Consider the following 19,460-nt stretch of genomic DNA (forward strand, 5'->3'; position numbering starts at 1 on the left):
CTCCGAACACCTGTCAGTCATGTCTCCGGACTGAACACTACGCTCGCAATGACGGTGTTTGGGGCACGCGCATCGCTTCGCATTCTCATCTCCATAGCACGTTCGCACACTCGCGGCTCGTCTCACCCGAGCTGTAGACGAGGTGACCGGCGAGCCAGCGATCCTGGTCGCGCCTTCACAACCGGACTCGCGCTGCCGCTTCAAGCTGTCACGTTGCTCCGGGCCAAAACGGGGTCAGCTCCTTGAAATTCGGCGTCACCGGAGCATCGGGCAACCGCAGCGCATGCAATCTTCCCGGTGTGCCGTTCAGGGGCCCATGGGGGCGCCAGCCAAGATTGGTCTCGTAATAGCGAGCCGCCGTAGCAACCCCTGGCCACCAATGGTCGTCGAGAATGACCAGCCCGCCGGGCCGTACGATCGTCTGCAGATAAAACAGGTCGACAAATACATTGTGAAACAGATGGCTGCCGTCGACGAATGCCGCATCCACCGACATCCCCTCCGCGGCAAGACGCGGCAACGCGATCTGGGATCGTTCCCTCAACAACACCGCGATGCCATCCAATTGGGCCGAGCGGATCGCCTCCCAACCCGAGTCGCGAAACTCACTGTCCTGGAACGGATCGATAATGACGTGCCTATTACCGCCGACTGAAATCAGCGCCTCGCCGATCGCCAGCGCGGAGCTGCCATAAGCAAGGCCGATCTCTATGACCGCGGCAGGTCTCTCGGCAATCAGTAGATTGCGAACGGCGTCGCAGTCGCATTCCGGCAGCGTCACGGTCGCGAAATCGTCGGCCGCACGGACCCATGGCGGGCCGTCAGCGGCCAGCTTCCTTCGCATCTCTCGGATCGCGTCAAGATGTGCCAGGGGAACCTCGCAAAATGGCAACGTGCCGTGTACGGCCGTGTGACCATCCAGCTATGTGCCGGCTTCAGTCAGCGCGGGCATAACCCGAAGCCGCGCAAGTCTGCAACGGTCCCGGCTCAACGACGCTGCGTCCCATAAGTCGGAGGCGGCGCCTGCACCGTCGGCGCGGCGGCGGCGAACAAATCGTCCTTGCTGCCGGAGAGCGGCGGGTAGATACGCTTGCGGTTGATGATCTGCTTGGTTGCCTTGGCAGCCTCGCCTGTTGTCCGCACCTCGCGATCCCAGCCTTCGGTGTACAGCGCGCCCCAGCTGCCGAGATCGAGCACGGTGACGTACCAGTCGATCCGCAGCGGCAGCAGCGGCTGGCCGACCAGATCAGCCACCACATTGTGGCCGGCGAAGCGTCCCATCGGACGGGCGAACTGGCAGGACATCACGGTTGGGTGCAAGCCGTCGACCACGCTGGAGGCAACATCGCCCGCGGCGAAGATTCCGGGCAGATCCGCGAGCCGCATGAAGGGATCGACCAGCAGGCGCCCGAGGCGATCGCGCGCGCCCGGAAAGTTTTCGGTAAGCCGGCTCGCGCGCATGCCTGCGCACCAGATCACCGTCTGCGCCTGGATGAATTCGCCCGAGTTCAGGCGAACACCTGACGCCTCGACCGACGCGACGCGCACCCCGAGCCGCGTCTCGACGTCGAGCGAGGACAAGGCCGTTGCGATGACGGGACGCGCTTCCGCACCGATCGTCGCACCGATCGTGGGATTATGATCGACCAGGATGATGCGGCGGCTGCCGGTGACGCCGGCGCGCATCAAGCGCTCCGGCATTTCGGCGGCAACCTCGATACCGGTAAAGCCCGCGCCCACCACCACGACCGTCGACCGTCCCGGCGACGGCGCGCTGCGGCCGAGCGAGATGAGATGACCTTCGAGGCGCAGCGCCGCGGCATAGGTGTCGACGTCGAAGGCGTGCTCGGCGAGACCAGGAATATCCGGCCGCATCACCTCACTACCGAGCGCGAGCACGAGACGATCGTAGCTCAGCGTCTCCTCGCCGTTGCGCGTGACAAGCGAGATCAGGCGCCGCCCTGGATCGACCGCTTCGATCTCGCCGATTCCGTGGGCGACACCGATCGGATCAAGCAGCTGCGACAGCGGCAGCGCGACCTCGCTGAGATCGACCTCGTAATTGCGGACGCGGATGTTGTGGTAGGGATTGCGATCGATGAGGCGGATTTCGATGTCGCGGCCGGCATCACCGATCATCTCGCGCATGCGCGCGGCGCCGATGGCCGCCCATAGGCCCGCAAACCCGGCGCCAAGCACGACGATACGCGCCATGTCCGTTGACTTCGCTGCTTCCAGGGACCCGGTGATCCGCCCCGCACGCGCAAATATAGCTCATTCAGACGGATCGACCAAATGCGGCCGCAAGCGGCGCAGCACAAGTCCGGCCCTCAGGCCTCGCGCAGTTCCGACGGCGTCGCGCCAAAGCGCTTGCGGAAGGCGCGATTGAAATAGGACAGATCGGAGAAACCCGAGGAATGCGCGATGTCGCTGATCTTGCGTGCCCGCGCGCGGGGATCGCCGAGCAGCTTTCGCGCCAGCAGCAGGCGCTGCTCCAGCACGAATTCGGTGAAGGTGGTGCCGGCCTGCTCGAACAGCCGCTGCGCCTGGCGCGGACTGAGGCCCGAGCGGGTTGCGACCTCGGACAGACAGAGATCGTTGCGCCCGAGCGCGGCCATCACGTCGGCGCGCATGAGATCGAGACGGGCGGCGGCATGCCCGCGACCGCGCGCGAGCGCGGCATGCTCTGCGTCAGTGCCGAGCAGCAGGCCGACGAGATCGACCATGTGCTGCGCGGTCAGGCGCTGGCCGACGGCGTCGAGATGCGGCGCTTGATGCGCGGCAAGCGCATGATAGCGGAAGATGGTTTCGGCGACGGCGCCGTCCGACAGCACCTGCGACAGCTTTTCCTCGGCGCGCGGATTGATGTCGAGCAGCGCGCGGCGCGGCATGCGGATGGTGGTGAATCGGTTCTCGTCGGTGTGACCGACGCTGCCGGTGATACGCATGTCGGCCAGCACCATCTGCGCCGGCGCGAGGTCGACAGCATGCCCGTTCTGCCGGACATTGACGAGGCCGGCATGGGCCGCGATTAGCACGAGATCATCGCTGCCGTCGGCGAGGCCGCTCTGCGTGCGCGAATATTGCGCGGAGGCCCCTTCGGGAATGGCGAGTGTGATGTTGTCGACCACGCTGACCTGCAACCGGCAATCGATGCTGTCGCCCTGGCTCGGCCCGATCTCGAGGCCGCAGGCCCCAAGGGCCCTGTCGCGCCAATGTTCGAACGCCGGCCCCTGCGGCAGGCCTGCATATTGGTGGACAAGAATGCCCGGCGGCTTGGCTGCATCCATCTGATTTCTAGCCCCTTCCCGGCACCATGATCGGCCGTGCCGACTGCAAATTCCGGGCATTTGACGCCGCGGAATGGACGGAGGTTCAAATCGGCTGCGGGATTTGGCGGGACTTGTCGGATTGCGACGGTAAAATGGACCATGGCGACAAGAATGCGAGGCTAGCGCCTTTGGAATTGCGATGCCCCCATAAGGTCGTCCTGGCCTGGTGCGCTATTGCGCACGGGAGCCAGGACGACCTTGGAGAGCTACTTCTTTGCAGGCGCCTGCGGCTGGGACGGCGGCACGGTCTCGATCAGCTTGCCGGAAAATACCGGCGCAGAGGTCGGCTGACCACTGGGCGAGCCGCCCGGCTGCTCGACGGTGACCGCGTAGGTCGCGCCGTTGACGAGGTCGGCGTCGTAGCCCGCCAGCACCGGACGTGCCGTGAAGTCGCCGCTTCCGATCACGCCCAGCGAACGCGGGCGTGGCAGCTTGTCGGAGATCAGCCAGAGCTCAAAGCTCTTGCCCGGCTCCGGCGTCGCGCCGACCTTGCGCACCGTGAAGTTCTTGGTCGCACCATCGATGGTGAGGATGAAGGCGGGGCCCCCGCTCTGGCCCTGCAACAGCGCGACATATTGTGCAGGCAGGGACGATGGCGCCTGCGGTGCCCTAACCTCGACCGTCTGGATGCGCGGCGCCGGCCGCAGCACACTCGGCAGCGCATCGGGCGAGAGGATCTGGAGCGACAGCGTGACCAGCAGCGCGGCCGCAAGCGCAGCCACGGCGGAAGCAACATTGCGCCAGCGCTTCACGCGGCTTTCGAGATAGATGACCTTGGTGTCGTCGACAGCAGGCGCCTGCGTCAAAGGGACAATACGCGGGTCGGGCGCATGGGTCTGCGGAATGAATTGCGGCGCGATGTCAGGAATGACATCGGAGTCGGGCGGCGCCGGCGGCTGCGCGTCCGACGAAGGAGCTTGCTGCGCTGGCCGCTCTTCAGATGAAGGCTCGAACGATGAAGGCTCCGAGGAAGAGAGCTCCGGCAATGGCGGTGGCGGCGCATCCAACAGCACCGGCGGCGCCTCGAGCGAGCCTTGCGTCGAATCCTTTGTCGATTCCGCCTGTGCGATGTCGCGCTTGATGTTCTCCCACACGATCGGTCGCGGCTCGATCGTGCCGACCATCTGGTTGAGGACGCCGAGCCGGAATTGCCAGGCCTGCACGACAGCGGCGAACTCCTGGTCCACCGCCATCATGGACGCGACCTGCGCGCGCTCGTCGGCATCGAGTGTGCCGAGCGCATATTCCGCGGCGCGCGCGATATGGTCCTCGCTGTAGGCCATCAATTGCAGTCCAACGCCACCCTCATCATCCAAGCCCTCACAGTCCGAGGCACTCCCGGATATCCAACATGCTGCGCCGCAGCCACGTCTTCACCGTGTTGACGGGAGCTGCAAATTTCTCCGCCAATTGCTCGCGGCTCCAGCCGTTGTAATAGGCAAGAAGCACGAGCCGCTGGCGGTCCGGCTCGAGCCGGCCAATACATTCCAGCAGCCGCTTCAGCTCCTCCGACATCTCCCGGCGCGCCAGGGGATCGGGACTGTCGGCAGCGACTTCCATCGCCTGCGGCTCCTCCTCGAGGGAAACCTCCGTCTTCTTGCGGACGACGTCGATGGCGCGGTTGCGTGCGATCGACGCCATCCACGTGATCGGTGAGGACAGCTGCGGATTGAACTGGCCGGCACTGTTCCAGATCTTGACGTAGGTCTCCTGAATGACCTCCTCTGCGAGATCCTGTCGGCGCAAGATACGGAGCACGACGCCATAGAGTTTCGCGCGCGTGGCGGCGTAAAGGCGCTCGAACGCGGCCTGGTCGCGCCCCGCCACCGCCTCAATCAGCCCGACCAGCTCTGCTGGCGTCAGCATTAAGCCCCCCAATGCGCCGCCCCGTCGCTTCCCTCTTCACCTCCCCCAAGGGAGAGGTGGACACCGCCATCGCTGGCACAGCATTCACTGCCGCCACCATAGCGCGCGGCCGAGCCCGTCACCAAGAGGCGGCGCGCCGCGCTGTGGACAGGACACGCAAAAACCCGGACCTTGCGGGTCCGGGCTCGCAAATTCTGTGATGTTTTGACCGCTGGCAGCCGCTTACGCGACGGCGCCGATCCGGGAGCGCATCAGGCCGATGCTGTCGAGATCAGCCTGCTCGCGGGCATTTTCCTCGGCGCGCTCGCGGGCTTGGTCGCGCTCGTCCAGCAGCTCGACCTTCTTCAGCTCCTCGAAAGCCTCGCCGAGCGCGGCCTTGGCTTCCTCGAGCTGGCCCTTGAGCTCGTCGGCCGAGCGGGTCAGGTTCTCGCGGCGCTGGATGGCGGCCTTGGCATAGGTCGGATAGGCGAAATGCGCGGGGTCGTTGATCCCGGCGCGGTCCTGCTCGGTCTGGATCTCGCGATCGAGATCGGTCGACATCCGCTGGAAGTCGGCGATCATGGACTCGATCTGGGCGACCCGGCGGCGCTTCTCGTCGACCTGAAACTTCTTCAGGCGGATGAGGGTATCACGTGACTTCATCGACTCGTACTCCCCAGAAGTCCCTTGGCTGCAAGACATACACACATTGGGACGGCACCGGTCTCCCCACTGGCCCCGTCGAGGCCAAGACCGGCTCTGCTACTCTGTGGGAAGGGATGATGACGGGACAAAGTTAGCGTTCCGTTTCCAAATTACCGAGGATTTGCGCCAACTGGCGGTAGCCGTCGGCCAGCGAGGCATTTTCGTCCTTGCGCTGACGCAGGAAGGCTTCCAGCGGCTCGTGCAGGCGGATCGCCTCGTCGACCTCGGGGCTGGAGCCGGCCCGGTAGGCCCCGAGCCGGATCAGCTCTTCCATATCGGCGTAAGTCGCCATCACCGCCCGCGCCTTCTGGATGACAGGCCAGAACTGCGGGTCGGCCGATTTCGGCATGGTGCGGGAGACCGATTTGAGGATGTTGATGGCGGGATAGCGGCCACGCTCGGCGATCGAGCGCTGCATCACGATGTGACCGTCGAGGATGCCGCGGACGGCGTCCGCAATCGGCTCGTTGTGGTCGTCGCCGTCGACCAGCACCGTGAAGATCGCGGTGATGGCGCCCTCCCCGAGGCCCGGGCCGGCGCGCTCCAAGAGCTTCGGCAACTCGGTGAAGACGGTCGGCGTATAGCCCTTGGCGGTCGGCGGCTCGCCGGCGGACAGGCCGATCTCGCGCTGCGCCATGGCAAAGCGCGTCACGGAGTCCATCAGGCAGAGCACGTCCTGGCCCTCGTCGCGAAAATATTCGGCGACGGCGAGCGTCAGATACGCCGCCTGCCGCCGCATCAGGGCCGGCTCGTCGGAGGTCGCAACCACGACGACGGAGCGCGCGAGCCCCTCCTCGCCGAGGTCGTCCTGCAAGAATTCCTGAACCTCGCGGCCGCGTTCGCCGATCAGCCCAATGACGCTGACGGCGGCGTCGACGTTGCGCGCGAGCATCGACAGCAGCACCGACTTGCCGACGCCGGAGCCGGCGAAGATGCCCATGCGCTGGCCGCGGCAGCAGGTGAGGAACGTATTCATGGCGCGCACGCCGAGATCGAGCGGCGCGCCGACACGCTTGCGCGAATGCGCCGGCGGCGGCGAATTGCGGTACGGCATCGGCGAGGCGCCTTGCGGCAACGGCCCCTTGCCGTCGATCGGCTCGCCCAGCGCATTGACGACGCGGCCGAGCCAGGCCGGCGACGGACGCACCTGATTGGCGGCATTGGCGATCACGGCCTTGCAGCCGCGGCGCACGCCGTCGAGGCCGGCGAACGGCATCACCACCGCGTTGCTGCCGGAGAAGCCGATCACCTCGCAAGGGATCGAACGGTTGGCGCCTGTCTCGATGACGAGGCGCGCGCCGACCGACATCGCGTGGATCGGGCCGGCCACCTCGACCATCAGCCCGCGAACGCCAACCACGCGGCCATAGATATTGATGCCGTCGATATCGCCGATCTGTTCGGCAAGGGCTTTCATAGAGCAACCTTCATGGAGAGCGCGCCTTCACGAGAGCCTTCACTGAGGTGGCCATTAAGGTGCCGCCTGCGAAATCCGGGCTCTCACGGGGAAACCCTTAAATTTCGCCATATTTCTGAACGGCGCTTAACTTGGTGTTTACCCGCATCGTTAATCATTGCGTCACTGTCTTTGTGACTGAGCGTGGCTCCCCTTCAGAAGAAGGCTGAGTCGCGGGAGTCGGTTAGGCCCGTCTCTTAAAGTGGAACTTGAACGGAGCCGGATAACGAAAGCTGCTTCGCGCGCAAGACCTTAGGGCGATTCGACAAAAATTGCACCCGGGGGACTTGCGTTCCAGAATCAGGATTTGTTAACCATCTGTTGTCAGGATCCGAATCAGTTGTTCAAAGGCGTTTTGTTGAGTGCCGCGAATGCGGCCGACCTGACGCCCAGGAGCGGCGACTATGGGGAACTGGCATGCGCGTTTTGCTGATTGAAGATGACAGCGCCGTCGCGCAGTCGATCGAGCTGATGCTGAAGTCTGAGAGCTTCAACGTCTACACGACCGATTTGGGGGAAGAAGGCGTCGATCTCGGTAAATTATACGATTACGACATTATCCTTCTCGACCTTAACCTGCCCGACATGTCCGGCTACGACGTGCTCAAGCAGCTTCGGGTCTCCAAGATCAAGACACCGATCCTGATCCTCTCCGGCCTCGCCGGCATCGAGGACAAGGTCAAGGGTCTCGGCGTCGGCGCCGACGACTACATGACCAAACCCTTCCACAAGGACGAGCTGGTTGCCCGCATCCACGCGATCGTGCGCCGCTCCAAGGGTCACGCCCAGTCGGTCATCCAGACCGGCGACCTCGTGGTCAACCTCGACACCAAGACGGTCGAAGTCGGTGGCCAGCGCGTGCACCTGACCGGCAAGGAGTACCAGATGCTGGAGCTGCTCTCGCTCCGCAAGGGTACCACCCTCACCAAGGAAATGTTCCTCAACCACCTCTATGGCGGCATGGACGAGCCCGAGCTGAAGATCATCGACGTCTTCATCTGCAAGCTCCGCAAGAAGCTCGCCAACGCTTCCGAGGGACGCAACTTCATCGAGACCGTGTGGGGCCGCGGCTACGTGCTGCGCGAGCCGCACGAGCACGAAGAGCGCATCCCCGCCTGATCTCACGTTTACGTCGCGAGCCCTATCGGGCTCGCTCCTCCCAGCCTGGCCCCCGCCGCAAATGGCGGGGTTTTGTTTTTTTGGGCTACGTCAGGCGCCGACAAGCGCAGGACTTGCGAGAGCTGTGCTCTTGACCGGAACGCGCGCGGCGGTCTCGCGCAGCCAGGCCATCAACGAATAGCCGATGATGAAGCCGAATGCGAAGGTCGGCAGCACGAAGGACCAGACGAACGTCCAGCCGGAGACGTTGTCGACGACATCCATCACCGGCATCGGGCTGACTTGGTGAATCGCCAGCAGCACCCACAGCAGCACCGTCATGCCGCCGCCGAAGACGAGGCCATCGCGCATCCGCCGCGTCTTGCGCGACCGCTTGCCCCAGGTGGAGTCCTGCACCAGCAGCGCCGCCATCGCCGCGATTCCCCAAGGGAAGATCAGAATCGGCAGCCCGCGCAGGACCACGTCGAGATAGGGCTTTTGTGGAAACTGGTAGAAGTCGAACGCGGCCTGGACCGGAAAAAGGATCAGCGCACCCCACAGGCCGACAGTCAGGATGAAACCAATAGGAAGCCGGCCGAAGATGTTCTCGTTCGCGAAGGCGTATTGCCGCTTGAAGTAATAGACCAGCCAGAAGTTCACGATGAGGTACAGCGGCGTCATCAGCAGCGTCCGCATCATGCCGACATATTGGTCGCCGGGCATGTGGACGATCTTGCCCGACCCGAGCAGCCAGGCCAGGCACCAGACGAAACCGAAGCCCGCCGCGACCGCCACGAATTTCGCGATGCCGGGCGGGGCCGGCTCCAGCGTGAAGCCGATCGCGCCAAGCCGCTGCCTGCTGCGCCCGAACGTCCATTCACCGGCGAGCGCGGCGCGCGCCGCGAACAGCAGGAGATTGTTGAGTAGCGAATCCATGTCCTTGCGCAGATCCTCGAGCATGCATCCGGCCGCGGTCTGGGCGGCGAGCTGAAGCTGGCTGACCAGGGTATGGCGGGTCGAGAGCTTGTCGAGCGCCTGCCAGTCATCAGGCTCGACATGACTGTCCTCCATGATCGCACCGTAGATCTCGGCACTGCTCTTGAGCACGCGGACGGTGCGGAAGCAGAGCGCGTCATAGACCGCGAGCAGCTCCGCATAGAGATCGGAGTTGCGCTCCATGAAGGCCTGATGCTCGGAGGCCCAGCGCTCCAGATGGAGCATCAGCGCGGAAATCTTCAGGAACCGCGACTGGATCGCGGTCGATTGCGTGGCGCGGAAATCCTCGACCTGGTAGCCGACCCTGGACAGCTTGCGCTGCAGGCTCGGCATATCGTCCGGATCGACCTGGAACGGTGCTGCGGCCAGCGCCTCGCGCAGCGTGAGCGCGCTGACGGGGATGCCGGCCAGCTCCTGGCAGAATTTGCGCCACGCCTTCGGCGCCACGGGAACGAGCCAGACGAACATCAGCAGCCAGACCGAAGCGAGCGGCGAAAGTGTGTCGGGCAAAATAGCGTAGATCACCAGGAACGGCGTGATGAAGACGGCGAGGCCGAACAGGAACAGCGGCCGCGTCGTGAACGAGCGGGTGCCCTTCATCGTATGGAAGCGGAACCAGTAGAACAGCACGACCAGGAGCGGTCCGCCGAAGGACTCGAAGATCGCATTCAAGGGGTCGACGACATGAGCGAGCGACACGATGAACTCCTATTGCTAGGGTTCGCTGTTGAAAGGCGCGCCGGACACAGCGGCATCCGGCCACCCGCGTGAAAATCAGGCAGCCTGGGCGACCATCTTGGCCTTCTGGACCAGGAGGTCGATATTGTCGGGGGCCAACGCGATCGCGCTGTCCATATCGTTCTGCGCCTTCACCGCGTCCTTGATCTGGGCATAGGCATTGGCGCGCGACACCAGGTATTTCGGCTCGTTCTCGTTGGTCGCGATCGCCGTGCCGAACGCCTTGATGGCCTCCTCGACATAGCCGCGCTTGTCGTCGGTGCCGGCCGCGGTCATGCTGACGATGCCTTTGATCCAGTAGAACTCCGCGTTCTTCGGCTTGAGCTTGATCGCCTCGGTGATGTCGCTCAGCGCATTCTCGTAGAGACCGACCGTGACGTTGAAATTGGCTCTTCGCACGAAATATTCCGGCTTCGCCGGATCGAGCTTGAGCATGTAGGCGAAGCTCGCGGCAGCCTTCGGAATCTGCTTCTGCTTGTGCTGGAGCGTGCCGAGATCGAAATAGACCTTTGCGAGCCGGGCCGAGAGCTCGGCATCGTCGGCCAAGAGGCCATGCAGCTCCTGTCCGCGCCGTGTCAGGTCCTCCAGCGCCTCGATCGTCGTCGGAGCAATCAGCAGCGCCTCCATGAACTCGTCGCGGCGCTGTTGCAGCAGCTCCTTCGAGGCGCGCGCCGCCTCTGGCGGAGGGACCTGCGGCTGCGGCGCTTCGACGTCGAAGATCCTGCCGTCGGGCGAGCGCATGTAGAGGACCGGAATGCCCCACTCGACCCTCGACTTCTCCTGGATGAATTTGCGCGCGAGCGTCACGGCATCGTCGATCGGACGATTGCCGGCGAGCGCGGCGTAAAATCCTTCCGACATCGAGATCGCGGCGTTGTCGGTGATCGGAAACTGCATCGCCACCACGGCCGGCAGCCATCCCGTCTTCATCAAGCCGATCGCCGGATTGCCGAAGCGGTCACCGACATTGATCCTGGCGCTCTCGCAGCAATTGAGGACGATCAGGCGCAGGCTGCGCCGTGCTCCGGTCAACATCATCGCAAGGTCGGAGGCGAACTTCTTCACCGGCTTGCCGTCCTCGTCGACCATCACGACGAAGCCGCTGGCACCCGCGCCGGGCAAGGCTTCCTCGACCCCGCCATGCCCGATGAAGTGGAAGATGTGCCACTCGCCTTCCAGCAGCTTCTTCATCAGGTCTTTGCCGGTCCCGCCGGGGACCCACTGGAAATCCACCTTGCCTGCGTGCTGGAGCGCATCGATGCCCTTGTTGATGCGGTCGCGCTCCTTGACGACGTTGAGCTTCGGCCATTCGCTGGTCGAGGGATCGGCGATCATGCCGAGAATGCGCAGCGGTCCCTTGACGCCCATCCGGCCGACGCCGCCCGCAGTCTCGAGATAGCGTACGATGGGACGCGTCAGGCTGACGAAACCGGGCATATCGTCTTCGTCGTAGAGATACTCCCAGGGCAACCCGGCAAGATCGGCGGCCTCGATGCGCAGCTTGATCCTCAGATCCTGCGCCGCGCCCTTGCTGCGCTCATAGATCCGCTGGATCGACGGCACGTCGGTGAAGACGCTGCGGAACACGCCGCGGCCGAAATCGCGCAGCACCTGCTCGCCGCGCGTGGTCGGGCCCTGGCTTTTCTTCTCGTCGATCTCGAGGACGGCGTTTTCCAGCTCGCCGCGCAGCTTGGCCAGCTCGCCCGGCGCGGAGAACCAGAACTTCACCTGGGTCTTCGGCGCCTCGCCGGCCGGCGACCTGACGACACGGCCGTAATATTGCTGAGGGCCTCCACCCAGGGGCAGATCGGAGCCGATCTCGAGCTCGAAATCTTCGTATTCGGCAACAGGCATTTTGAGCCTCACTCAACAAGATCTTGATCTGAACGCAGCATCCCTCGAATAAGCGCGGCCGATCGAAAATCAGGGCGGCCGCGAAACAATGCCTGAGACTATCACACACAACCTCGAGACGCATTTGTGAAGCACGTCTCATGCGAGCCGAATTTTTGTGCGGTGCGCGGACGTGCCGCAGAGCGGGGTTTGTTTCTGGGGATCGAACCTGTCGGGTCGGTGCGGCGACTAAGCGTTCGTGCCAGAATTCGCGGGCGTCACATTCGGACCTTCCCATGATCCTGCAATCGCTCGCCGGCCTGCCCGCCTTCCTGGTCTATTTCTGCACCGGACTGATCGCGATAGTGGCATATCTGTTCGTCTACACGCGGATCACGCCGCATAACGAGTTCCAGCTGATCCGCGACAACGACCCTGCCGCAGCGATCGCGCTTGGCCTCAGCCTGCTCGGCTTCGTGGCGCCGCTGTTCAGCGCGATCGCGCATTCGGCCAACGTGCTGGACTGCCTGATCTGGGCCTTCATCGCACTGATCGTGCAGGTCGCCGTGTTCTACATCGTCAAGATCCCGGTACCTAACCTGTCGGGACGGATCGCTGCGGGTGAGCTCGCGCCCGCCATCTGGCTCGGGCTGTCCTCGCTTGCGGCGGGCCTCCTGAACGCCGCATGCATGATTTATTGATATGCCTGACAAGCCTCCACCTAAGGATTTCGGCAAGCGCCGGCCGCGCCTTCCGGCGGACCTGCCGCTACCGCCGCGGGAGCCGGTGAAGCGCTCGGGCCATGTCGCGCTGCTGGTAATGGGGACGATCGCGGTCGGCACCACGGCCTTCATGTTGATGCCGGGACGAAACTGCGATCCCAGGCCTCCCGGGGCGTCAGTCCCCGGGGCGACCGTCACCGACGCAACGGCGCCTGCGCAGGCCAACACCAGTTGCAGCAGCAGCTCATCCGGCGGCAGCGGCTCGCACGGGTCGTCGCGGTCGGGCTTCTACAGCAGCGACTCCTCAAGTCATTCCTCGTCGGGAGGGTCGTCCGATGGAGGCTCCGGGGGCGTCACCCGCGGCGGCTTCGGCTCGTTCGCTCACGCCTTCTCGGGCGGCAGTTAAAGCCGCCTCGAGCTTGAGACTCGTCAATCCGGACCGGCACGCGTTCTGTATCTTGTCTCCTTGATAATCGTACGCCCGCACGGGCAACAAGGATCAAGGCGCAACGATGCGTATCATGATGACTTCCGCGCTCGTCCTACTGGCTCTGGCGTTGCTGCCAGTCGCTGTAAAGGCCGAGTCCTGTCCGCCGGGCACCGTTCAGGTCTGCCCGCCGCCGTCGAAAACCCGTCCCCCGGCCGGCCCGCCGGCGTGGTGTCGATGTGAAGGTCCGCCGGGCAGCCCGACCTGGGGCGGCAAGGCCGAGATTCACAAGAAGAACGTACCCACGGCAAAAGCGAACAAGTCGCCCGGCCCCAACGACTGAGCGTCGATTCGCATGTCCTGCAACAATCGAGGTGAAACGATGCGTCTGTTGGTGAGCTCTGCAATGGCGCTTGTCGCCCTGACATTCCTGCCTGCCGCTGTACATGCCGGTCCGTGTCCGCCCGGCATGGTGCAGGTCTGCATGCCGCAACCGGCCGATCGACCGCCAAACCGTCCCGTACCCTGCAAATGCGACTATCCGCCCGGCACCAGTTGGGGTGGTGGCGGCGGCGGCACGGCCGAGGTTCACAAGAAGAACGTGCCGAGCGTGAAGGCGAACAAGGCGCCCGGCCCCAATGATTGAACCTGGAGGCGCAACCATGCGGATCCTGAAGATTTCAGCCCTTGGCCTGCTCGCACTGGCATCGCTGTCCGCTGCCGCGGAAGCCCGGCCCTGCCCAACCGGCTATGTCCGGGTTTGTCGGCAGTCACCGCCGCCGCTGTGCCATTGCGCGCCCCACCAGACGCAGGGCAACGCGCCCTGGGGCAATCAGGGCAAGGCCGAAATTCACAAGCACAACGTGCCGACCGCAAAGCCGAACAAGTCGACCGGCCCCAACGATTGAACCCTGGCCGGATTGATTCAGACAATCGAGGTGCAACGATGCGTGTTATGATGCCGGCCCTGGCGCTGCTCGCGCTGACGTCGCTGTCCACCGCGGTGGAAGCGGCCTGCTCATTTCCAATGATTGAAGTCTGCGAACGGGAGCCGAAGAGCCGACCCCCGCGATGCCATTGTGAAAGTCCGCCGGGCAGCCCGACCTGGGGCGGCAAGGCCGAGATCCACAAGAAGAACGTGCCGACGGTGAAGCCGACCAAGTCGCCCGGCCCCAACGATTGAACGGACGCGATTGATGCGGACGCAACGAAAGAGCGCGACGGCTAGGCCATCGCGCCCTCTCGATTCTCGCATGAGCGCCGCGCGGCACTTCGCTCGCCGAGACGCGGCGCCTCGTTAGTGCAGCTTCTTTGCCGTGTCCGGCCGCGGCGGCTCCGGCTGCGGGTTCAGCCAGTTGCCGCCCTGGATGGGCTTGTTGCCGGCCGGCGACGGCGGTTCGGGTTGCGGATTGAGCCAATTCGTCTGCGGGCGCTCGACCTTCGATCTCTTGGTCTTGCTCGTGGTCTTCGCATGGGTCGGCGCGATCTGTTGCGTTCCGGCCTGCACTGAGTTGCCGGCCGAGCTTGCAGCGCCGGCTTCATTCCATGTGACGGCGCAGGCGAGGCTTGCGACCGCGATTGCTGTGATGAACATTCCACGCATCATGAGCTTTCTCCTTTGCCGTTCAATCTGCTACTGCATCGACAGCTCCCTTCCGTTGACGCACATCAACGTGCAACTCGACCGCGCATGCATCCTTGCCTGCATTCACGAGGGTCAGCTCATGAGAAGCGGAAATCAATCAACGTTCGGCGCCGTGATCCATGCCGCGCTCGTGTGCGTTGCTATGGCGATACCGACCGCAGCTCACGCAGTGAAAGGGCACTGTCCGGCCGGCCAGCACTGGCGGTGCACCACCTACACCACGTCTCAGGAGAACGGCGCGTGGTATGATCCGCAGACAGGACAATGGTACAATAAATCCTGCAGTTGCCAGGCCAGCGGAGGATCGTCCGGCGGAGATTTCGGCTCATACGGTCATGCCGAAATCCACAAGAAGAACGTACCGACGGTCAAACCTTCCGGCGTCGGCCCGGGGAATCTCGCCGGCTCATCGCTTCGAATCGCCCCGCGTGCCCCAACGCGCGTAGCCCCGTCCTCGACTTTCCAGCCTGCACGGACATTCTGACTGTCCGCGCTGTGCGGACTAATCAAGGCTTGCACCACCTGCCATATGATCGCTCCCGGCTTGTCGAGAGGCACGCATCTGGCGGAAACTGTTGGTTCAGCGCTAGAGAGTCGGAGAATGAATTGCCATGAAACGTGGAGACGGGTCATGCTCACTATGATGGGCGGTGGTCAAATCATTCATGGGAACAGCGGCAGCTAGCGATGCAACGTATCACCTGCCCGGAGCGCGACGACTGGCAACAAACTGCCGAACAATGCGGCTTCGCCTTCCACACCATCGAGGGCGAGCGCTATTGGGACGAGCGCGCCTATTACGCCTTCACGCTCGACGAGATCGAGCGCGACATCGAGACGCCGACCGGCGAAATCGATGCGATGTGCCTGGAGCTTGCCGGCCGCGTGATCGGCAACGAGCAGCACCTGCGACGTCTGAGGATTCCGGAAGCGTTTTGGGACCTCATCGCCGAGAGCTGGGAACGCGACGACCGCAGCCTCTACGGCCGGCTCGATCTCAAGTTCGATGGCGCGGCGCCCGCAAAGCTGCTCGAGTACAACGCGGACACGCCGACCTCGATCTTCGAGGCCGCAGTGTTTCAATGGACCTGGCTCGAGCAGGCGATCGAGCGCCGCATCATTCCCGCGCGCGCCGACCAGTTCAACTCGATCCACGAGAGGTTGATCGCGGCGTGGAAGGACATTGCCGCGAACACGCATCTGCACCTCACCGGCACCTCCGCCAACGAGGAAGACGCCGGCACGCTCGCTTATCTCGAAGACACCGCGCGCCAGGCGGGCCTCTCCACCACGCTGCTGGACATTGAAGATATCGGCTGGCGCGAGATGGGCGGCGGCTTCGTCGATCTCGACAACAACGACATGGAGCTGGTCTTCAAGCTCTATCCCTGGGAGTGGATGTTCCACGATACTTTCGGTGCCAAGCTCAGGGGCGCGCCGACGCGCTGGATCGAGCCGCCCTGGAAGGGGGTGCTCTCCAACAAGGGCATTTTGCCGCTCTTGTGGGAGATGTTTCCAAACCATCCCAATCTGCTGCCGGCGTTCTTCGAGGATGACCCGCGCGCTGCCGAGCTCGGCAGCTCCTATGTCCGCAAGCCGCTGCTGTCGCGCGAAGGCGCCAATGTCACGCTGGTATCTGGCGGACTATCGCTCGACGAACACGCAGGTCCCTACGGCGCCGAGGGCTTTGTGCGCCAGGCGCTGTCGCCGCTGCCGAATTTTTCCGGCGTCTATCCGGTGATCGGAAGCTGGCTGGTGAACCACCAGCCCTGCGGGCTTTCGATCCGCGAGGACGAGAGCCCGATCACGGGCAACAGCTCGCGGTTTCTGCCACATGCGATTTTGTGAGGCATGTTTCTTCACCCTCTCCCCTTGCGGGAGAGGGTGGCTTCGCGATAGCGAAGCCGGGTGAGGGGTCTCTATCCTCATGACCAATCTCTCAAGTGGAGGGAAACCCCTCATCCGGCGCGCCACCTTCTCCCACAAGGGGAGAAGGAAGAGGCTTACCTCGCCGCGGCGACCTTCAGCGGCTGTGGCATCAAGCCGCCCATGGGGCGGCCGGACCGCGCCGGGTTGAGCTGGTAGAGGCCGCGACGATCGGAGACCGGACGGAACGCATCGGTGATGCCGACGACGGATTCGGCAGCGCCCAGCAACAGCGTGCCGTCGGTTTCCAGGGCCTTCGCCATGCGCTCGAAAATCATGGCCTTGGTGTCCTGGTCGAAATAGATCAGCACATTTCGGCAGAAGATCACGTCGAATGTGCCGAGATGGGAGAAGTCCTGCAACAGATTGAGCTGGCGGAACTGGACCATCGCACGGACATCGGCGTTCAGCTGCCAGACGTCGCTAGACTGCGTGAAGTATTTCATCAGCAGCTGGATCGGCAGGCCGCGCTGCACCTCGAACTGGCTGTAGACGCCGGCCTTGCACTTCTCCAGCACTTCCTGCGAGAGGTCGGTCGCAACGATCTCGATGCGCCAGCCGGCGAGTGCCGCGCCCATCTCCTTCAGGCCCATCGCGATCGAATAGGGCTCCTGCCCGGTCGACGAGGCCGCCGACCAGATGCGCAGCGACTTGCGCGCGGCGCGGGCCTGGATCAGGCCGGGCACGATGCTGTCGCGCAGATGATCGAACGGAATCTTGTCGCGGAAGAAAAACGTCTCGTTGGTGGTCATGGCCTCGACCACATCGGTCGCCAGCCGGCCATCGCCGTTCCTGATCTTGAGAACGAGATCGGGAATGCCAGGAAGGCTCGCCTTGCGGGCCAGCGGCAACAACCGGCTCTCGACCAGATATTGTTTGTCGGACGACAGATCGAGACCGGAGCGTTCCTTCAGGAACTTGCGCAGATAGTCGTAATCGGCTGGCGTCACGAGCGGTCTCCCGCGAACAGGCGATTGACCTTGGCGCCGATCTGGTTGAGCGGCAGGATCGCCGCGCAGATGCCGGCGTTGGCAGCTGCTCCCGGCATGCCCCACACCACGCTGGAGGCTTCGTCCTGCGCGATCACGCTGCCGCCGGCGGCGACGATGTCCTTGCCGCCGCGCATGCCGTCAGAACCCATGCCCGTCAGGATCACGGAGAGAATGTTGCCGTGCCAGACATCGATGGCGGAGGTGAAGAGCGGATCGACCGCAGGCTTGCAGAAATTGACGGCGGGACCATCGTCGAGCACGATCGCGGCCTCAGCGCCATTGCGCACGACACGCATGTGCTTGCCGCCCGGCGCGAGGTAGATGCGCCCCGGCTTCACCGGCTCGCCATCGACAGCCTCGGCTGCAGGCTTACGGCTCGAGCGCGCCAGATGCTCGGCGAGAATGGTGGTGAAGGTCGGCGGCATGTGCTGGGTGATCAGCACCGGGAAGCGATCAATCACCGGGCCGAGCTCGGTGACGAGCGCCATCAGCGCCTGCGGACCGCCGGTCGAGGAGCCGATCAGCAGCACCTTCGGCGCCTGGGTCGAGAACGGTCGCGTGGAGAGCGAACCCGATGACGGGGCATGCGCGGCCGGGGCCACGGGCGCGGCAGGCCTCGCAACAACCGGTGCTCGCGCGGCCGGTGCGGCAGGGCTCGCAGGCGCGAGCGGCGGGCTCGCCACCGCCGGCTTCCGGCGCAGCCGCGCACCGAGGTGACGGATCTTCTGGATCAGATCGTGGTGGAAAATATCAGCGGCCGACGTCTCGCGCGTCGATTCCGGTTTGGGAATGTAGTCGGCCGCGCCGAGCGACAGCGCCTTGAAGCTGATCTCTGCATTGCGGCGCGTCAGCGTCGAAGCCATGATGATGACGAGATCGCGTTTCTTCGCCAGCAGTTGCGGTAGCGCCGAGATGCCGTCGAGCTCGGGCATTTCGATATCGAGCACGGCGACGTCAGGATTGATGCGTTCGAGCTGGTTGACCGCCTCGAGGCCGGTGCGCAGCGACGCCGCAACCTCCATGTCATGCTCGGCTCCGATCCAGCGCGAGATCAGACCGCGTATGACGACGGAGTCGTCGACGATCATCACCCGCAGCGGCCCGGCTTCACGCGTCGGGCTCATGGTCGAATTACCTGCGAACGCCACACTCATTACTCACCAACTCAGACTGAAACGGTTTAGTTGAAGACAAACGCCGAAGGAGCCGTCCAGCCTCCGGTGTTCGCTCAGATCAAGCCGACTTCCTGGAACTTCGCCGTCACGATGTCCTTGTCGAACGGCTTCATGATGTACTCGTTGGCGCCAGCGTGCAGCGCGCGCGCGATGTGCGCGACATCGTTCTCGGTGGTGCAGAACACCACCTTGGGCTGGTCGCCGCCAGGCATGCGGCGCAGATGACCGAGGAACTCGTAGCCGTCCATGACAGGCATGTTCCAGTCCAGCAGGACGGCGTCGGGCAGTCCGCGCTTGCACGCCTCCAGGGCCTTCTCACCGTCCTCGGCTTCGAGAATCTGGAAGTCGAGGCCTTCCAGGATCCGGCGCGCAACCTTGCGGATGACGCTGGAATCATCAACGACGAGACACGTACGCATGTGAACCTCTGCTTCCTATCCCCTGTGCGGGGCACTTCCAATTGCGTGACCGTCGGCGGCGGTGCCGCCGTATCAGGCCGCCATCATCTCGGGCGCGAGCTCGAGGACGCGATCGACGTCGAGGACGACCATGAGCTGGCCGTCGAGACGG

21 protein-coding genes and 1 pseudogene are annotated in these 19,460 nt (G+C 64.1%); 8 read left to right on the top strand and 14 right to left on the bottom strand.

What is annotated here, in order from left to right; genetic code table 11:
• Window positions 1-208: 208 nt before the first annotated feature.
• From Q0687_RS04045 to fliI, 7 genes are all read right to left on the bottom strand, one after another.
• Entirely contained in the window at window positions 209-844 is a 636-nt protein-coding gene (locus Q0687_RS04045; RefSeq protein ID WP_298872565.1) for a class I SAM-dependent methyltransferase, read from the bottom strand.
• A 143-nt stretch (window positions 845-987) separates the two neighbouring features.
• A complete protein-coding gene (locus Q0687_RS04050) occupies window positions 988-2,214 on the bottom strand; it encodes an NAD(P)/FAD-dependent oxidoreductase (protein WP_298872569.1) in 1,227 nt (408 codons plus the stop codon).
• Between the two features lie 116 nt (window positions 2,215-2,330).
• A complete protein-coding gene (locus Q0687_RS04055) occupies window positions 2,331-3,290 on the bottom strand; it encodes an AraC family transcriptional regulator (RefSeq protein ID WP_298872572.1) in 960 nt (319 codons plus the stop codon).
• A gap of 248 nt (window positions 3,291-3,538) precedes the next feature.
• Window positions 3,539-4,615, bottom strand: coding sequence for an anti-sigma factor (locus Q0687_RS04060; RefSeq protein ID WP_298872574.1), 1,077 nt, complete (start codon window positions 4,613-4,615; stop codon window positions 3,539-3,541).
• Window positions 4,616-4,652: 37 nt separating this feature from the next.
• Complete coding sequence (locus Q0687_RS04065) at window positions 4,653-5,198, bottom strand: sigma-70 family RNA polymerase sigma factor (protein ID WP_298872576.1); 546 nt, start codon at window positions 5,196-5,198, stop codon at window positions 4,653-4,655.
• Window positions 5,199-5,420: 222 nt separating this feature from the next.
• The gene (gene fliJ, locus Q0687_RS04070) at window positions 5,421-5,840 is read right to left on the bottom strand and encodes a flagellar export protein FliJ (protein ID WP_128953708.1); all 420 of its coding nucleotides are present in this window, start codon (window positions 5,838-5,840) and stop codon (window positions 5,421-5,423) included.
• A gap of 133 nt (window positions 5,841-5,973) precedes the next feature.
• Window positions 5,974-7,299, bottom strand: a complete 1,326-nt coding sequence (fliI, locus tag Q0687_RS04075; protein ID WP_128960513.1) for a flagellar protein export ATPase FliI — start codon at window positions 7,297-7,299, stop codon at window positions 5,974-5,976.
• A 456-nt stretch (window positions 7,300-7,755) separates the two neighbouring features.
• Between fliI and ctrA the strand changes: the two genes are divergently transcribed.
• Window positions 7,756-8,457 (top strand): response regulator transcription factor CtrA, encoded by a 702-nt coding sequence (ctrA, locus tag Q0687_RS04080; protein ID WP_008138878.1) that lies wholly within the window; start codon window positions 7,756-7,758, stop codon window positions 8,455-8,457.
• 90 nt (window positions 8,458-8,547) lie between these two features.
• Here the strand turns inward: ctrA and Q0687_RS04085 are convergent, their stop codons facing one another.
• Window positions 8,548-10,131, bottom strand: a complete 1,584-nt coding sequence (locus Q0687_RS04085) for a hypothetical protein (protein ID WP_298872581.1) — start codon at window positions 10,129-10,131, stop codon at window positions 8,548-8,550.
• 75 nt (window positions 10,132-10,206) lie between these two features.
• Window positions 10,207-12,024, bottom strand: coding sequence for a CHAT domain-containing protein (locus tag Q0687_RS04090; RefSeq protein WP_298872584.1), 1,818 nt, complete (start codon window positions 12,022-12,024; stop codon window positions 10,207-10,209).
• Window positions 12,025-12,299: 275 nt separating this feature from the next.
• On the opposite strand from Q0687_RS04090, the gene Q0687_RS04095 reads away from it, so the two are divergent.
• From Q0687_RS04095 to Q0687_RS04115, 5 genes are all read left to right on the top strand, one after another.
• Window positions 12,300-12,704 carry a DUF350 domain-containing protein gene (locus tag Q0687_RS04095; RefSeq protein ID WP_298872587.1) on the top strand — a complete coding sequence of 135 codons (405 nt, stop codon included), beginning with the start codon at window positions 12,300-12,302 and terminating at the stop codon, window positions 12,702-12,704.
• Window position 12,705: 1 nt separating this feature from the next.
• Window positions 12,706-13,131: a hypothetical protein gene (locus Q0687_RS04100; protein ID WP_298872590.1), complete on the top strand. Its 426-nt coding sequence runs from the start codon at window positions 12,706-12,708 to the stop codon at window positions 13,129-13,131.
• A gap of 427 nt (window positions 13,132-13,558) precedes the next feature.
• Complete coding sequence (locus Q0687_RS04105; protein ID WP_298872593.1) at window positions 13,559-13,798, top strand: hypothetical protein; 240 nt, start codon at window positions 13,559-13,561, stop codon at window positions 13,796-13,798.
• A 16-nt stretch (window positions 13,799-13,814) separates the two neighbouring features.
• The gene (locus Q0687_RS04110) at window positions 13,815-14,060 is read left to right on the top strand and encodes a hypothetical protein (RefSeq protein ID WP_298872595.1); all 246 of its coding nucleotides are present in this window, start codon (window positions 13,815-13,817) and stop codon (window positions 14,058-14,060) included.
• Window positions 14,061-14,098: 38 nt separating this feature from the next.
• The gene (locus tag Q0687_RS04115; protein WP_298872598.1) at window positions 14,099-14,335 is read left to right on the top strand and encodes a hypothetical protein; all 237 of its coding nucleotides are present in this window, start codon (window positions 14,099-14,101) and stop codon (window positions 14,333-14,335) included.
• A gap of 114 nt (window positions 14,336-14,449) precedes the next feature.
• Here Q0687_RS04115 and Q0687_RS04120 read toward each other — a convergent pair whose 3' ends face one another.
• Entirely contained in the window at window positions 14,450-14,746 is a 297-nt protein-coding gene (locus tag Q0687_RS04120) for a hypothetical protein (RefSeq protein WP_298872601.1), read from the bottom strand.
• Between Q0687_RS04120 and Q0687_RS04125 the strand changes: the two genes are divergently transcribed.
• Both Q0687_RS04125 and Q0687_RS04130 read left to right on the top strand, forming a co-directional pair.
• Window positions 14,739-15,281, top strand: coding sequence for a hypothetical protein (locus Q0687_RS04125; protein WP_298872603.1), 543 nt, complete (start codon window positions 14,739-14,741; stop codon window positions 15,279-15,281). The genes Q0687_RS04120 and Q0687_RS04125 overlap by 8 nt on opposite strands.
• A 203-nt stretch (window positions 15,282-15,484) precedes the next feature.
• Window positions 15,485-16,645, top strand: a complete 1,161-nt coding sequence (locus Q0687_RS04130) for a glutathionylspermidine synthase family protein (RefSeq protein WP_298872605.1) — start codon at window positions 15,485-15,487, stop codon at window positions 16,643-16,645.
• 155 nt (window positions 16,646-16,800) lie between these two features.
• On the opposite strand, the gene Q0687_RS04135 is transcribed toward Q0687_RS04130, so the two are convergent.
• The 4 genes and pseudogenes from Q0687_RS04135 to Q0687_RS04150 form a co-directional block, all read right to left on the bottom strand.
• Window positions 16,801-17,673 (bottom strand): protein-glutamate O-methyltransferase CheR, encoded by an 873-nt coding sequence (locus Q0687_RS04135; RefSeq protein ID WP_298872608.1) that lies wholly within the window; start codon window positions 17,671-17,673, stop codon window positions 16,801-16,803.
• Window positions 17,670-18,869, bottom strand: coding sequence for a chemotaxis response regulator protein-glutamate methylesterase (locus tag Q0687_RS04140; RefSeq protein WP_298872610.1), 1,200 nt, complete (start codon window positions 18,867-18,869; stop codon window positions 17,670-17,672). The genes Q0687_RS04135 and Q0687_RS04140 overlap by 4 nt, the downstream gene beginning before the upstream one ends.
• Window positions 18,870-18,943: 74 nt before the next feature.
• A complete protein-coding gene (locus Q0687_RS04145; protein ID WP_007600538.1) occupies window positions 18,944-19,309 on the bottom strand; it encodes a response regulator in 366 nt (121 codons plus the stop codon).
• Window positions 19,310-19,381: 72 nt separating this feature from the next.
• Window positions 19,382-19,460 (bottom strand): annotated as a pseudogene (locus tag Q0687_RS04150) (chemotaxis protein CheW); the annotation flags it as partial.

Origin of the sequence: uncultured Bradyrhizobium sp., from assembly GCF_936928535.1 — a bacterium.
Classification (GTDB): Bacteria; Pseudomonadota; Alphaproteobacteria; order Rhizobiales; family Xanthobacteraceae; genus Bradyrhizobium.